The sequence below is a fragment of the Puniceibacterium sediminis genome (assembly GCF_900188035.1).
In the GTDB taxonomy this organism is placed as follows: domain Bacteria; phylum Pseudomonadota; class Alphaproteobacteria; order Rhodobacterales; family Rhodobacteraceae; genus Puniceibacterium; species Puniceibacterium sediminis.
Genome location: NZ_FZNN01000003.1, coordinates 96,979 through 111,582 on the forward strand (window position 1 = coordinate 96,979; position 14,604 = coordinate 111,582).

At 59.8% G+C, this 14,604-nt stretch carries 19 protein-coding genes and 1 pseudogene; 4 read left to right on the forward strand and 16 right to left on the reverse strand.

Annotated elements, in window-relative coordinates; all coding sequences use genetic code 11:
• Positions 1-9 precede the first annotated feature (9 nt).
• The 16 genes and pseudogenes from CHB75_RS04880 to CHB75_RS04945 form a co-directional block, all read right to left on the reverse strand.
• Entirely contained in the window at positions 10-873 is an 864-nt protein-coding gene (locus tag CHB75_RS04880) for an ABC transporter permease (protein ID WP_089269412.1), read from the reverse strand.
• Positions 870-1,814 carry an ABC transporter permease gene (locus tag CHB75_RS04885; protein ID WP_089269413.1) on the reverse strand — a complete coding sequence of 315 codons (945 nt, stop codon included), beginning with the start codon at positions 1,812-1,814 and terminating at the stop codon, positions 870-872. The genes CHB75_RS04880 and CHB75_RS04885 overlap by 4 nt, the downstream gene beginning before the upstream one ends.
• Positions 1,815-1,870: 56 nt before the next feature.
• Positions 1,871-3,382, reverse strand: coding sequence for an ABC transporter substrate-binding protein (locus tag CHB75_RS04890; RefSeq protein WP_089269414.1), 1,512 nt, complete (start codon positions 3,380-3,382; stop codon positions 1,871-1,873).
• Positions 3,379-4,494 carry an ABC transporter ATP-binding protein gene (locus tag CHB75_RS04895; RefSeq protein ID WP_089269415.1) on the reverse strand — a complete coding sequence of 372 codons (1,116 nt, stop codon included), beginning with the start codon at positions 4,492-4,494 and terminating at the stop codon, positions 3,379-3,381. The genes CHB75_RS04890 and CHB75_RS04895 overlap by 4 nt, the downstream gene beginning before the upstream one ends.
• Positions 4,491-5,492, reverse strand: coding sequence for an ABC transporter ATP-binding protein (locus tag CHB75_RS04900; RefSeq protein ID WP_089269416.1), 1,002 nt, complete (start codon positions 5,490-5,492; stop codon positions 4,491-4,493). The genes CHB75_RS04895 and CHB75_RS04900 overlap by 4 nt, the downstream gene beginning before the upstream one ends.
• Complete coding sequence (locus CHB75_RS04905) at positions 5,489-6,193, reverse strand: FadR/GntR family transcriptional regulator (RefSeq protein ID WP_089269417.1); 705 nt, start codon at positions 6,191-6,193, stop codon at positions 5,489-5,491. Before CHB75_RS04905 ends, CHB75_RS04900 begins: the two co-directional genes overlap by 4 nt.
• A 265-nt stretch (positions 6,194-6,458) precedes the next feature.
• A complete protein-coding gene (locus CHB75_RS21970) occupies positions 6,459-6,668 on the reverse strand; it encodes a hypothetical protein (protein ID WP_245840718.1) in 210 nt (69 codons plus the stop codon).
• The gene (locus CHB75_RS21975) at positions 6,655-7,005 is read right to left on the reverse strand and encodes a hypothetical protein (RefSeq protein ID WP_245840719.1); all 351 of its coding nucleotides are present in this window, start codon (positions 7,003-7,005) and stop codon (positions 6,655-6,657) included. The genes CHB75_RS21970 and CHB75_RS21975 overlap by 14 nt, the downstream gene beginning before the upstream one ends.
• A gap of 46 nt (positions 7,006-7,051) precedes the next feature.
• Positions 7,052-7,744, reverse strand: a complete 693-nt coding sequence (locus CHB75_RS04915) for a molybdopterin cofactor-binding domain-containing protein (RefSeq protein WP_089269418.1) — start codon at positions 7,742-7,744, stop codon at positions 7,052-7,054.
• Between the two features lie 52 nt (positions 7,745-7,796).
• On the reverse strand, positions 7,797-8,162 hold the full coding sequence (locus CHB75_RS04920; RefSeq protein WP_089269419.1) for a molybdopterin cofactor-binding domain-containing protein: 366 nt from the start codon (positions 8,160-8,162) through the stop codon (positions 7,797-7,799).
• 5 nt (positions 8,163-8,167) lie between these two features.
• Positions 8,168-8,401 carry a hypothetical protein gene (locus tag CHB75_RS04925; RefSeq protein ID WP_089269420.1) on the reverse strand — a complete coding sequence of 78 codons (234 nt, stop codon included), beginning with the start codon at positions 8,399-8,401 and terminating at the stop codon, positions 8,168-8,170.
• Positions 8,402-8,422: 21 nt separating this feature from the next.
• Entirely contained in the window at positions 8,423-8,575 is a 153-nt protein-coding gene (locus CHB75_RS21610) for a hypothetical protein (RefSeq protein WP_176439059.1), read from the reverse strand.
• A gap of 188 nt (positions 8,576-8,763) precedes the next feature.
• Positions 8,764-9,204 (reverse strand): annotated as a pseudogene (locus CHB75_RS04930) ((2Fe-2S)-binding protein); the annotation flags it as partial.
• Positions 9,205-9,738: 534 nt separating this feature from the next.
• Positions 9,739-10,302: a MotE family protein gene (locus CHB75_RS04935; protein WP_245840721.1), complete on the reverse strand. Its 564-nt coding sequence runs from the start codon at positions 10,300-10,302 to the stop codon at positions 9,739-9,741.
• 47 nt (positions 10,303-10,349) lie between these two features.
• Positions 10,350-10,712: a hypothetical protein gene (locus CHB75_RS04940; RefSeq protein ID WP_089269423.1), complete on the reverse strand. Its 363-nt coding sequence runs from the start codon at positions 10,710-10,712 to the stop codon at positions 10,350-10,352.
• A gap of 12 nt (positions 10,713-10,724) precedes the next feature.
• Complete coding sequence (locus tag CHB75_RS04945) at positions 10,725-11,225, reverse strand: flagellar basal body-associated FliL family protein (protein ID WP_089269424.1); 501 nt, start codon at positions 11,223-11,225, stop codon at positions 10,725-10,727.
• A 119-nt stretch (positions 11,226-11,344) separates the two neighbouring features.
• Here CHB75_RS04945 and fliF point away from each other — a divergent pair, with 119 nt between their 5' ends.
• Genes fliF through fliP form a run of 4 tightly spaced genes read left to right on the forward strand, consistent with a single transcriptional unit; the run spans position 11,345 to position 14,601 of the window.
• Positions 11,345-12,985, forward strand: a complete 1,641-nt coding sequence (gene fliF / locus CHB75_RS04950) for a flagellar basal-body MS-ring/collar protein FliF (RefSeq protein ID WP_089269425.1) — start codon at positions 11,345-11,347, stop codon at positions 12,983-12,985.
• Positions 12,985-13,584, forward strand: coding sequence for a FliH/SctL family protein (locus CHB75_RS04955; RefSeq protein ID WP_245840723.1), 600 nt, complete (start codon positions 12,985-12,987; stop codon positions 13,582-13,584). The genes fliF and CHB75_RS04955 overlap by 1 nt, the downstream gene beginning before the upstream one ends.
• Positions 13,577-13,870: a FliM/FliN family flagellar motor switch protein gene (locus tag CHB75_RS04960; RefSeq protein ID WP_089269427.1), complete on the forward strand. Its 294-nt coding sequence runs from the start codon at positions 13,577-13,579 to the stop codon at positions 13,868-13,870. The genes CHB75_RS04955 and CHB75_RS04960 overlap by 8 nt, the downstream gene beginning before the upstream one ends.
• Positions 13,871-13,872: 2 nt before the next feature.
• Positions 13,873-14,601, forward strand: coding sequence for a flagellar type III secretion system pore protein FliP (gene fliP, locus CHB75_RS04965; RefSeq protein WP_176439060.1), 729 nt, complete (start codon positions 13,873-13,875; stop codon positions 14,599-14,601).
• Positions 14,602-14,604 lie beyond the last annotated feature (3 nt).

A 14,604-nucleotide genomic window follows, 5' to 3' on the forward strand; every position in this document is an offset into this window, starting at 1 on the left:
GCCCTTGTCTTACAGATCCCGGGGATCAAGGGCGTCGCGCAGCCCGTCGCCCAGCAGGTTGAACCCCAGCACAACGAGGAAAATCGCGATGCCCGGCCACATGGCCATCCAGTGCGCCTGTTCCAGAAAGTTCTTGGCCACATTCAGCATCGATCCCCACGAAGGTGCGGGCGGCTGTTGACCCAGTCCGAGGAAGGACAGCGAGGCCTCGGCGATGATCGCGGTAGCGATGGTAAGCGTGGATTGTACCAGGATGGGCGGGAAGATGTTGGGCAGTATGTATTTCCGGATCAACGAAAAGTGCCCGAGACCAATGGCGCGGGCGCTTTCGACATAGTCTTCGGTCATGACGCTCATGGTCTGTGCACGGGCGAGGCGGATGAACAGGGGCATCGCCGACAGACCGATGGCGATCATCGCGTTGGACAGGCTTGGCCCGAGGAAAGCCGCGAGGGCGATGGCGAGGATGAGGAAGGGCGCGGCGAGCAGGGCTTCGGTAAAGCGCGAGATTACTGCGTCCGTCCAGCCGCGCAGATATCCCGACAGCATCCCCAAAGGGACACCCAGAGCGACGGCGATGAGGACCGAGACAACCCCGGCGAGAAGAGATGCCTGCGCGCCCCAGATCATGCGTGAGAGGACGTCGCGCCCGATTTCGTCCGTGCCGAACAGATGCGCGGCCGATGGTGCCTTGCGCACTGCGCCCCAGTCCGTCTCGGTCGGGCCGGGCACAGGCAGGATCGGTGCTGCGAGGGCGATGAATACGAAGAAGGCCACAATGACGGCGCCAAGGCTTGCAGATTTGCTGGCGCGCATCTTGCGCCAGAAACGGCTGGGCGTTCTGGGGGCGAGTGTCGCGTTGGCGTCGGTCATGCGTCCTTCATCCTTGGGCTCAGGACGCGGTAGGCAGCATCGGCGAGGATGTTCATGGCGATAAAGGCGATGCCGGTGCACAGCACAATCCCCTGCACCACAGCATAGTCACGGTTGAATACCGCATCGACAATCAGCTTCCCAAAGCCGGGAATGGTAAAGATCTGTTCGGTCAGGACGGCACCGGCAAGAAGTTCACCAAATAGCAGGGTGGTGACGGTGACGATGGGCACCAGCGCATTGCGCAGCGCGTGTTTTATCAGAACAACCTGTTCTGATAGGCCCTTTGCGCGGGCTGTACGCACATAATCCGACCGCAGCACACCCAACATGGCCGAGCGCGTATGTCGCATCAGTGTCGCGGCAAGGCCCGTGCCAAGCACGAAGGCCGGCATCAGCATGGTCAGGATGGATTGCAGCGGATCATCCGTCAGCGGCCGATAACCCGAGGCGGGCAGCCATCCAAGGTTTACCGAGACGAGCAGGATCAGCATGATCCCGAGCCAGAAGTTGGGGATCGACAGGCCGGAAAGGGCGACCAGATTGGCGATCCAGTCGACCCAGGTTCCCTTTTTATAGGCCGACAGGACGCCTGCGGGAATGCCGATGGACAGCGCGATGATCAGGGCCATAATGGCCAGCTGGATTGTCACGGGCAGCTTTTCACCGATCAGTTCGGTCACGGGTTGCTGGGTGCGCAGGGAAATGCCCAGATCACCCTGCAATGCATTGCCGATCCAGGTGAAATACTGCACCGGGATGGGATCGTTCAGGCGATATTTCTCGCGCAGAAATTCCATGACCTCGGGATTGCGGTCTTCGCCGGCCATCACAAGGACCGGATCGCCGGGCAGCAGTTTCTGCATCCCGAACACGAAAATCGAGATCAGAATGATCGTCGGAATGGCGATCAGGATGCGGCGTCCGAGAAAGGCCAGCATGTTGTGGGCTCCGGTTCAGTAGTTGGCACGGCGATCATGCCGCCGGGCTGGTGTGTTTACTCGGACAGCGACACGCCTTCGAGCCGGATCATCCCATCGGGGTAGGGGACAAAGCCCTGTACCTTTTCATCCAGCGCCCAGATCCACGCCTGGTGGTAGAGATAGATGATCGGCATGTCCTCTTGCAGGATGGCGAGGGCCGCGTCGTAGTCTTTCTTGCGGGTCGCCATATCGTTGGAAACGCGCGCGCTGTTCAGCAAGCCGTCGACCTCGGCGTTCGAATAGTGTGAATCGTTGATGCCGCCGTCGGTGGTCATGAACTGATGGATGTTGCCATCGGGATCGACACGGCCAGACCAGCCAACCTGACTGGCAGTGTAGGCACCCGCAGACTGATCCGACAGCAGTGTGGCGAATTCCTTGGCCAGCAGTTCGATGTTGATCCCGGCCTCGGCTGCCATTGCCTGCACGACCTGCATCAGCTGCATCTGGACGGGGTTGTTGGGTACCTGAACTTCGACCGTCACGCCATCGGGGAAACCGGCCTCTTCCAGCAAGGCTTTCGCGGCCTCGATATCACGTCCGGGTACCGGGAAGTCCTTGTTGTACCAAGGCGAAGTCGGCGGGAAAGGCTGGTTGCCAGCGGCAAAGGCACCCTCAAACACCACCTGGTTGATCACACTGCGGTCAATTGCCAAAGATAGCGCGCGGCGTACGGCAGAATTTTCGCCCAGCGGATTGGCGGCGCGGTCGGTATTGGCGACGTTTACTGTAATGCCCTGATAACCCAGCGATACGGCCTGTTCCATCTGAAGGGAGCCGTCTTCCTTGACCGAAGTCACATCTGTTGCGGCCAGACGTTCCAGCATGTCGAGATCGCCCGAGCGCAGGTTCGCCAGACGCACCGTCGTGTCCGGGATCGGCAGGAACAGGACTTTGTCAAAATTGATGCTGTCGGCGTTCCAGTATTCGGCGAATTTTTCGAGAACGATACGGTCCTGCTGCACGCGTTCGACAAACTTGAAGGGACCCGAGCAGACGGGGTTGAGACCAAAATCGACGCCAGCCTCGCTCGCGGCAGTGGGTGACACCATCATGCCGGCCCGGTCGGCGAGCTGCGCAAGCAGGGTCGCATCGGGCGCGCCCAGTGTGAACTTGACCGTCAGATCATCGACAGCCTCGGCTCCGGTGATCGAGGACAGTTCCGATTTGCGGCGGCTTTCGTCCATGTTTTGGCTGCGGTCAACATTGGCGATCACGGCTTCGGCGTTAAAGGGTGTGCCATCGTGAAACGTGACGCCATCCCGCAGGGTCATGGTAAGCTCGAGTCCATCATCGGACCAGCTCCATCCGCTGGCCAGCTGCGGAACGATCACAAGCTCGGGCGTGATATCAACCAGCTTGTCGCAGAGCGAGGCATAGACGATCCGCCCGACAAAGGTGCGCGACTGATCGGGATCGAGAACATCCGGATCTTCCTGCAGGCCGATGCGCAGGTCTGCGGCGAATAGCGCTGTGGCGCTGATTCCCAGCACCAGCGCGAGGCCGAGTGTCTTTGAGATGGTCATGAAAGTGTCTCCTTTGTTGAACTGTCAGTTTTTTCAGAGGCGGTTATTCCGCCTTCTTGCGCCCGCGCCGCGCGGTAGAGTGCAAAGCGCGCCCTGGCAGACGGGCTTCGGGCGGCGTCGCCCCCGGTTAGCCCGGTCAGGTCAAGCGTTTCGGCAAAATGGCAGGCCACCTGACGGCCTGTCAGGTCCCGTAATGTAGGGCGTTCTGTTTTGCAGCGGTCCTGCGCGTGGCTGCAGCGGGTGTGAAAACGGCAGCCCGGCGGCGGTGCGGTCGGGTTTGGAAGATCGCCCTCAATCCGCGCTTTCGCGCGACGGGGGCCGACCCGGGCAATGGGAATCGCGGCCAGAAGCGTTTCGGTGTAGGGGTGCCGCGGCGCGGTGAATAGCCCTTCGGCCGGGGCCACCTCGACAATCTCGCCCAGGTACATCACCGCGACGCGGTCGGCCATGTGGCGGATCACGGCAAGGTCGTGGGCAATCACGACAAGGGTCAGGCCGAAGGCCTCTTTCAGGTCTTCGAGGATGTTCACCACCTGCGCCTGAATCGACACATCCAGCGCGCTGACCGGTTCATCCCCGATGATGACCTTGGGGCCAGTCGCCAGCGCCCGCGCGATACCAACGCGTTGCCGCTGGCCGCCTGAAAATTCGTGCGGATAGCGATCCGCATGGGCGGGGGTCAGGCCGATTCGGGTCAGAAGGTCGTCAACCCGGGCACGCCGCTCGTCCTTGTCTCCGATGCCGTGGGTGATCAGGGGCTCTTCGATCAGTGCGCCAACTGTCATCTGCGGGTTAAGGGAAGAAAACGGGTCCTGGAAAATGAACTGAAGGTCGCTGCGCAGGGCGCGCAGTGCTTCTGGTGGTAGCTGAGCGATGTCGGCCCCATCATACCAGACGGACCCTTCGGACGGGTCGATCAGCCGGACGAGCAGGCGGGCCAAAGTTGACTTGCCACAGCCGCTTTCACCAACGATGGCAAAGGTTTCGCCCTTGAGGATGGACAGGTCCACACCGTCAACTGCCTGTACGACGGTCGCGGGCCCGAACAGCGGCTTGCGGGTGACAAAGCTGCGCTTCAGCCCTTCGGCCCGAAGGATGATATCGCCGCTCATGCGCCCACGACCCGCAGCTTTGGCGTTTGCTCCAGTGGGGCGTGAAAACAGGCAACCTCGTGTTCGTTTCCGAGGCTGGTCAATGGCGGAACATTGTCGCAAATGGGGGTCCGGAACGGACAGCGGGTGGAAAACCGGCAGCCATCGGGCATGGCGGCAGCCTGCGGTACCACACCGGGGATCGTCACCAGCCGGTCAGACCGTGCCCCAAGTGAGGGCATCGAGGACATGAGGCCGATGGTATAAGGATGCTGCGGATCGTCGAAGACCTGCGCTACCGGGCCCGTTTCCACGATGCGGCCGGCGTACATCACCGCCACTTGATCCGCCATTTCTGCGACCACGCCCAGATCGTGGGTGATCAGGATCATCGCGGCGCCTGTTTCGGCCTGCAAATCCCGCATTAGGTCGAGGATCTGAGCCTGAATGGTCACGTCCAGCGCAGTTGTCGGTTCATCCGCGATCAGCAGTTCCGGGTCGTTCGCCAGCGCCATGGCGATCATCGCCCGCTGGCGCATCCCGCCAGACAATTCATGCGGGTAGGCATCAAGCCGCTTTGCCGCCGCCGGGATCCGCACGCGTTCAAGCATTTCCAGCGCACGGGCGCGGGCGGCTTCGCGGCTCACACCCTTGTGTCGGCGCACAGCCTCGGCAATTTGCTCGCCGATCTTCAGCGACGGATTGAGTGAGGACATCGGTTCCTGAAAAATCATCGCCATACGGTCACCGCGCACTTGCCCCAGTTCGCGCCGCGTCATGGTCAGCAGATCGCGCCCGGCAAACTGTGCCGTTCCGCCAGCGATCGACAGCGGCGGCGTCTGCAACAGCCCCATGAGCGCGAGGGAGGTCAGGCTTTTGCCGCAGCCGCTTTCGCCGACGATGCACAGCGTCTGTCCCGCGCGAAGCGAAAAGGAGATGCGGTCGACCAGCGGGGGCCGAACTCCAGCCACCTGGATTGACAGATCGCGGACATCAAGCAGGGGGGCGTTCAGGTTCATGTTTGATCCGTTTCGCGAACGGCCTGTAGGTTCCGCGACAGGTGGGTCAGGTGTTCGCGCATGGCCGCCCGTGCGGCGTCAGCATTCCCATCGGCGATGGTTGTGACGATCAACTGATGCTGTTGCGTATAGATCTCGCGCAGCCGGGGGGAGCGCGCCCGGTCCCGTTCATCCTGCCAAAGCTGCGACGAACGCACCTCATCCACCAGAGCGAAGGCGGCCATCAGGATCGGATTTCCGGCGGCACGGGCGATTAGCCGGTGCAGGGAGCCGTCCCAAAGCTCTGCGGCATCTGCGTCAGAACTCTGGTCGATCCGTTCCACCAGGAACCGCATCCGCGCGATGTCATCAGGTTTGGCGCGAATGGCGCAGAGGGCCGCCAGCTCCGGCTCGATGCATAGACGCGCCTCCATCACGCTAAGAGCATCTGCGTTGACGCCAATTTCGGCGGCAAGCCTGCCTGTTGGGTCCGGCGGTTCGCCGACGAAAGTGCCCTTGCCCTGACGACGCCAGATCAGGCCTTCGGCTTCGAGCGCATCCAGAGCGCGGCGCAACGCGCGGCGGCCGACATCGAGCTGTATGGAAAGTTCCCGTTCGGTAGGGAGCTTTCCGTCAGCAGCCACGCCGCCAGACTCTATCAGCTGACGTACCTGAGCCAGAACTCTGGAAGCATTTTCGGCGTTCTTCAAATGGGGCGGCACGGGGGTATCATCCTTGCTTGGGCCACAATTCGTAATTCAGCGCTAAGCACTTGCGTGAACCATTTAAAGATTGGTTCAATTTTGCCGGCTGTCAAACGTTTTCGCCGTTGCGGGCGTGTATGACGCGGACGATGCTTACTGGATTGGCATCGCAGTGTTGTGGCAATGCGCTGAGTATGGTGGATTGGCCTGCCGTGACTCCCGAAACGCAAAGGCCCGGAGCGGCGTGCAGCAGGCCTTTGACCAATATTTCAAAAGCGTCAACTTACCGGGCAGATGCACCGTTGTCGATCCAGGCCTGAACCAGTTTGCCCAGAACCTGTTGCGTGCCCGGGGCAGGGGTGCGCCCCTCTCCGGGCTCCCAACTCCAACCAATCAGGCCGTCTTCGGCCATATGTTTCTGAATCTCGTTCAGGTCACGGTTGCCGTTCCGTTCGGGGTCCTTGATCTGGGCACGGATTTCAGGCGCGGTCATGCCGACTCATGCCATCTCGACCGGGGGCAAGCTGCCAGGGAGAATGCCCCGAAATGTTGCCTTTTCCGGTCAAAAAGGCAACATTTTCCGCGCTGTGCCAGGTTGTGCAGTACAGCCCCGGTGCGCCAAAGTCCGCGCCACCATGCTGTACCGGCGGCATGTGCGGATGCATGTCATCCCCCTGCAAGGGCGTGTCGCCCCTGGGGTGGCAATTGAGGCATCGCGGGCTTTCGATGACTTTCATCACCTCCTGAAACACGGCGGTGGACCGCTCGGCTTCACTCTCTATCCCGGCGAATTCATCCACGGTTTTCAGGCCATTCACGGTGTCGGCCATTGCCGGGCCCGTCAGGGCCAGACTCAGGGAGCAGTAGACGTGTCATTCAGGCACCTGCCGTTACAAAAGGGTGACGGCGCACGACCTGTCCGGTTAGCGCGCGCCAGACATTGGCTACCGCAGGGGCAATCGGGGGCGTTGCGGGTTCACCAATGTCAGTCGGGTCGGCGACCCTGTTGATGATCGCGACTTCGACCTCGGGCATTTCGTGAATGCGCAGCATCCGGTAGGTGTCAAAGCTCTTCTGTGCAACTTCGTCGTCCTCACGCAGGGTCGGTTCGTTGAACAGGGCCGTGCCTAGACCGTAGCCGACTGCACCCTCGATCTGCGCACGGATCACGTTCGGGTTCACGGCAACGACGCAATCCACCGTGATCCAGACCTTAAGTACCCTTGGGAAGCCTCTGGCGTCAGACACCTCGGCAATCTGCGCCACGTAGGTGCCGAAGTTTTCGTGAAGGGCGACGCCATAGCCGCGGTCACCCTTGATTCGCTCGCCATCCCATCCTGCCATCTTGGCCACCCGTTCCAGAACCGCGCGGTCTCGCCCGGCCTCCGAGCTCAGCAGGTCCAGACGTCCCTGTACCGCGTCTTTTCCGGCCTTTTCAAACAATTCGTCAAGGAACACGCCTGTCGCAAAACTGGTGTGGGTGTGCCCCACTGATTGCCACCAAAGCACCGAAAGCGGGCTTTTCATCCGGACCCAATTCACCCGGATCGTGGGAAGATTATAGGGCATCTTCGTTGAACCATCGTATGAGGTGGCGTCCTTGCCTTCGGATTTGCCGTTGTCAAAGAAAGTGTCCAGTCATGATCGACTGATTGGCGACCGTGTTTTCCCATCCGAGGATGTTCCGGTCGGCATTCAGTCCGGTGCGCATCTTGTGCACGGTCAGGGGACGGTAGTAGCCGCCAGTCAGATCGTCTGTGCGGTTCCAGATCAGTTTCCACGCACCATCTGTGCCTGCCGGCTTGGCGATCTCGGCAATCTTGCGGCCGATCTGCGCCGTGGTCTGCGCGCGCCGCCCAAAGCTGCCGCCAGCAAGCATGACGTTGAGGGTTATATCGCCATCATCGATCCCCAGCGTCTGGGCGACGGCACTCTTGATCGCGTTACCATTGGATTTGGCGGCAGTGTCCAGTTTGGGGCGATTCATACCGATCAGCTTGAATTCGCTAGAGTTTTTAGGGCAGGTTCGACAGGCACCTCCTGTAGCGCGGCAACCTCCGCCCGATCGCCAAAGGACGATGATTGCCCGCTGGCTGCGTGGGAAACCACGCGATCCTCGACAGTGATTTCCCTGGCCGGTACATCCCACTTTTCGGCGACTGCGGCCACGAACATGGCACGGGCGGTAGCACCGGCCTGACGCATCTGAATGTAGGAATTGGCCATCGCGGTCGAGCCGCTGGTCGCCTAGAGTCCAAAGAATAGGCTTTTGTAGAGCTTGTCATCGGCAGGGGCGGATTCCGCGCGCATCTGATCCCAGCTGGCGTCTAGTTCCTCGGCCACGAGGGTGGCAAGGCCGGTAAAGGGGCCCTGACCGAATTCAATGTGTTTGATCTTCACCGTCACGGTGTTGTCGGGGCGATCCGCACAAAGGCATTTGGCGCAAAAGTCCCTGCAGGAAGCCCGTCTTTGGTTAGGACGGCGGCAGTACCAGATTGGGCACGACCTCTCATGGGCAAGGCAAGGGCGATCACGAGGCCTGCGCCAGTGGCCAGAAACTGCCTGCGATTTTGTACTGTCATGGCTCCGCCCTCCATCGAACTGGAGGCGTCATGAATGGCCTGACGGATCCGCACATAAGTGGCGCAGCGGCAGACATTTCCAGCCATCGCCGCGTCGAGATCTTTATCCGTCGGCGTGGGCACTTCGCGCAGCAACGCGGTGGCGCTGATGATCTGGCCTGACTGGCACCCGCCGCACTGGGGAACATCCAACCCCTCCCAGGCTGCGGTGATGGCCTCGGCCTCTGGACCCTCAAGTCCTTCGATCGTCTCGATGCTGGAACCGTCTACCGTTCCGACCGGCGTGATACAGGTTCGGCGTGGCATGCCATATACTATCATCGTACAGGCGCCGCATCCGAACTTGCTGCCAGTCAGCCGGAGTTCATCCCGGACCACCCATAAAAGCGGAGTATCCTTCTCAACATCGACGGTGACGTCCCTGACACTGATTGTGAAAGTCGCCATAGCTTTTTCCCTGGCGTGTTTTCTGGTTTGAACTTAAACGGCACAATTGCCATCGGCGTCACGATCGCCTGTTTGGCCGTATTCCGGTTCTGAATACCGTATCCGAGCGCTGGTCCGGTATTTAGCGTGCCAGAGGCCGTCAAACCGCTGTTCTTTCAGATAACTATATTTCTTCCGACCCGGGGCAAGGCTCGGGAAAAGTCTCTTTAAGCTGAAAATTAGCAGACGACGTACGGGTGACCTCTGTGACAACGCCCTTGTTGGCGTGCGCTCAAGTAGCAGTTGGGAGATAGGTATACCCCGGTTCTTCAGCGTTGCCCCAAGCAGGTGCTGTACATAACAGATGGCAAGATCCGGATCCTGCCATCTGTCTTATCCAACCATGTTTACCAAAGGCACCAACATGGCGAATGCATCGGGGCCGAATTTGGACCCTTTTTGCGGGGAAGGTTGCCTTGCCGACTGCCTTTTCAAACCACCGGTGGTTTCCCAAGGTCTGGCCGGGGCGCCAACACTGCAACTGCAATATTGGCTTTAGTTCTTCGGCACCTCTGCATTCCGTCCGGCGAGAACGACCGAAATTGTGTAGGCAGCTCGGGGGCTTAACCCCGCCATGATCGAAGCTGCAGCGTCCGAGCGCATCCGTGCGAGAAAGCCGGCCGCAAAGTCTGGGTCCATTTCCTCGAACAGCGCAGAGGCCTGTTTTGGTTTCATCGCCGCATAGACGTCAGTGAGTCGCGTCAGATCGTCCTCGGCCGCCGAATCCGCAAGTGAGAGCGTGCTGCGCAACTTTTCTTCTGCATCGACAAGCGCAGACATCTTGCGGTCAATCTCGGTTTCCACCACCGACAAGGCCTGCATCCGCGTGCGGATTTCGGTCTCGCGTTTTTTGATGCGCTCGTCTCGTTCGTTTAGGGCCGCGAGGATTGGCGCGATGTCCTCCTCGGAGGTGCAGGATTGCGCTTCGGCACTTTCGGCTGCGGCTGTGTGCGCCGCAGGTGTGTTTTCCCGGGCGAAAGCCTCACCGGCTCCGCCGCCGATACGCACCAGCGCCGATGCCACCAGCAGCCCACCAATCACAGCAAGTGATCCGCGCATACGGCGCCTGCGTGGCTTGCGGCCCTTTTTCGGTTGAATTTTAGCGCTCATCGGGCAGACCCCGACTGCATGCGGCGGGAGAAAACAGGCTCCTGCGGCGGCGGCGGTTCAGGTTTGGGCTGCTCTGGCGGAAGATCGTGCATAGAGGCGACCATCAGCTCAAGACGTTTGGCCACGCCCTCCGCCCTCTCGGTCAGTTCATTCAACGAGGAGGCAGAAGATCCAGCGGTTTTCTGCGCTGCTGCCAGCGTTCGCCTAAGGTCGTCAACCTGGGCTGACAGAACTGCTACCGCGCCACCGACGCCATTTTCCAGATCGTTGAAACGGGTCAATCGGCGCGCCAAAATAAAGCAGTAGAAGCCTGCTCCAAGCGCCCCGGCGACCAGTAAGATATCTGCGACAAGATCCATTCATGCCACCTTTCAGTTCAGTACAAATTCCATGACCAGCAGGTCACGCACGCGGTCTTCTCCGGCAACGAGTTGGATGCGCCTCAGCATCTGCGCCCGGAGCCTAACCAATGATGAGGGTTTTTCGATATCGCGAGGCTCGAGCGCGCGCAGATAGCTGTTAAGCACGTCAACGACCCGAGGCATGATCATTTCGACATCAGCAACCTTGCCTTTTGGCACCTCGAGATCAGCGCGAAAGATAAGGTTTTTATTGAGCGAACCGGGCCCAAGCGTCACGACGATCTGTGGCATCGATACAAATGAGATGTCTGGCAGTGGGCCCGAATCGACAACATGCTCATCCTCTGCATGTTGTGTTTCGCCGTGATCTCCACCGCCGAACAGCAGGCCCGAGGACACCGCAAAAAATCCACCCCCGCCACCCACGAGGGCCAGAACGAGGCCGATGATCATTGGCAGCTTAGACGGTTTTTTGGCCAGTTCTTCCTCCGGCACGGTGGCGTCAGTCATTCTCAACCCTTTCTGTGGTCCCGGCCTTTATAGCCCGGCAGGAACTAACTGATTGTTAAGCCTGATGCGCCAATGATGCCCTTGAACGGAAGAAGAATTCATCTGATCGGAGATAGCTATTGCAACAGATCCTGACAGTCTGGAACGCACTCAGTGCGCGGCGTCGGATCATGGTCGTGGGCGCAAGCCTTGCCATGTTCGCGGCGGTTCTCGCGATGTCACGTATGGCGTCTACTCCTAACATGGTGCTGCTTTACTCGGGTCTCGAATCGGGTGCCGCAGGCGAAGTCGTGAGCGCGCTTGAGCAGCGTGGCGTGCCTTACGATGTTCGTGGCGGGTCGATTTTCGTTCCTGGGTCGGATCGCGACGCGCTCCGCATGACTCTCGCCAGCGAAGGCCTGCCGGCGAACAATAACCGCGGCTATGAACTGCTCGACACGCTATCAGGATTCGGCACCACATCGCAGATGTTCGATGCCGCATACTGGCGCGCCAAGGAGGGGGAGCTTGCGCGGACAATCGTGTCGAATCCTCAGATCACCCAGGCGCGCGTGCATATTGCCAACAGTTCGGCAAACCCGTTTCAGCGCGATGTGACGCCATCGGCATCGATTTCTGTGACGACCACTGGCAGCATTCTGTCTGCCGCTCAGGCGCGGGCATTGAAGCATCTGGTGGCATCTGCTGTGCCCGGTCTGATCGCCGAAAATGTAGCGGTAATCGACGGAAAAGGCGGCCTCATCGGGTCGGAAGACGATGCTACCCCCGGAGGGGCTGCGGATGACAAAGCCGATCAGTTGCGGGACCGTGTGCAACGTCTGGTCGAGGCGCGCGTAGGTTCTGGCAACGCGGTTGTCGAGGTCAGCGTCGACACTGATACACAGAGCGAATCGATTGTCGAACGCAGCTTTGACCCTGACACGCGCGTGGTGATCAGTTCGGACACAGAAGAACGGTCCAGCCAGTCGCAGGATAGCGGCGGTGGCGACGTCACGGTCGCGTCGAATCTGCCCACGGGCGCGGGTGAAAATGGAGATAACTCAAGCAGCCAAAACAGTGAAACGCGCGAGCGCGTGAACTACGAAGTGTCCGAAACCACGCGTGAAATCATCCGGGCTGCCGGGACGATCAAGCGACTGACCGTGGCCGTTCTGGTCAATGGCAGCTTTGCCCCGAATGAGGCGGGTGAACTCGCCTTTGTGCCGTTACCCGAGGCAGAACTGACAGCGCTGCGGGATTTGGTCGCCTCTGCCGTGGGGTTTGAAGAGCAGCGCGGCGATGCCATCACCATCCGCTCGCTCCCGTTTGAGCGGCCCGAGGGGCTGGGCACGGAGGCGTCGGCACCTGATTGGCTGACGGCTAATCTGGATCCGTTGTCGCTGATCCAGATGGGGATATTGGCGGCTGTCGCGTTGATCCTCGGGCTCTTTGTTGTGCGCCCGATCTTGGCCGGAAAAGCAGCGGGCACGCCTGCTCTGGCTGGCGGTTCGGCGCTCGCCATCGGCAACAGTATGAATGACGAGGGTGGCGAATTCCTGACGGGTGAGATCGATCCGGATGACGATTTCGGTAATTTGCCTGCTTTGTCCACGAATAACGACTTTGGCGACATGGGCATGGGTATGGGCATGGGTATGGATGATTTCGGCGGGTCTTCGGAAGACCCGGTTGAGCGGCTCCGCGGGCTGATCGATCAGCGCCGCGATGAAACGGTCGAGATCCTGCGCAGCTGGCTCGACGAACCGGAAGAGGCTAGCTGATGCGTTTACGTGACCTTCTCGAAGATTTTGACGGAACCCCCGTTGTCTTCGCTCCGCAGAATACGATGAGCGATGAGGACGTCGAAAATTTGAAAACCGGCGCGTTCGAAGAGGGATATCGCGCGGGATGGGATGACGCGATCAAGGCGCAGTCCGATGATCGTTCGCGCATTTCAAGTGACTTCGCTCAGAATCTTCAGGATCTGTCTTTTACGTATCATGAGGCATATTCCGAGGTACTCAATGCCATGACGCCGCTGCTCGACGACATCGTGCGCAGCGTGTTACCGCAGATTGCCCATGATGCGCTGGGCCTGCATGTTCTTGAACAGCTTGAGGCGCAAAGCCGGGCCATAGGCGCGCTGGGCGTCGAAATCGTCGTCGCGCCAGAAAATGTCGAGGCAGTCTCTGGCGTGCTGGATCAGGATTTCGGCTTCCCGCTGCAAGTGACTGCGGATGACACGATGGCGGCAGGTCAGGCAGACATACGATTTGGAGAAACCGAACAGCAAATCGACCTGTCCGAGGTCCTGACCAACGTCAGCGCCGCCTTGCAGGGCTTTGTGCACGAAAACCGAAAGAAGGTGGTAAATGGATAACGCAACCCGCGAAACGTCTGCGCGGAGTGAAGGGGCTACACCCTTCACCTCAGTCCCGATTGAGATCACGGTTTCGGTCGGCCGCGCCCGTCCTTTGGTGCGTGACCTACTCAAGCTCGACGAAGGGTCGGTTTTGACGCTTGACCGCCGGATTGATGATCCGGTGGAGCTCTATGTTGGCGATCAGCTGATTGGTATCGGCGCGCTAGAGGTGATCGAGACGGATGGCCAGAGCATGCTTGCGGTACGTCTAACCGAAGTGGCCGATTTTCAGGCGCCGTCCTGACTATGCTGCGGATCCTGCCTGCGGTTCTGGCGGCGATGATTCTGTCGGCGCAGCCAGCCGTGGCGCAGCAGCTTTCGGTTGATCTGGGCGGTGAGGGATCGGTAACTGCGACCAGCCTTCAGTTGATCGCGCTGATTACCCTGTTGAGCCTGGCGCCCGGCATTGCCATGATGATCACCTGTTTTCCCTTCGTGGTGACGGTGCTGGCCATACTGCGGCAGGCTATCGGGCTACAGCAGTCACCCCCAAATATGCTGATTATCAGCCTTGCTTTATTCCTGACCTATTTCGTGATGGAGCCGGTTTTTCAAACGGCCTACACCAACGGCGTCGAACCGCTTTTGAATGAACAGATCGATGTGGAAGAGGCGTTGAAACGCGGCATAGAGCCTTTCCGAGGCTTCATGGCTGCCCGAACAGATCCAAATACTTTCTCCGCCATGGCGGATCTGCGACCGGATGCCATCGGGACTGGTCTGAGCCCGGATGCGAACCTGTCGATTCTCGTGCCCAGCTTCATGCTATCCGAGATTTCGCGCGCCTTTCAGGTCGGCTTTCTGATCTTTCTGCCGTTTCTGATCATCGATCTCGTGGTCGCGGCCGTGCTTATGTCTATGGGTATGATGATGGTGCCGCCAGCCATCGTATCTCTGCCGTTCAAGCTGGCTTTCTTTGTCATCGCCGATGGCTGGTCGCTGATCGCCAGTAGTTTGGTGCGTAGCTATTTCTGAAAG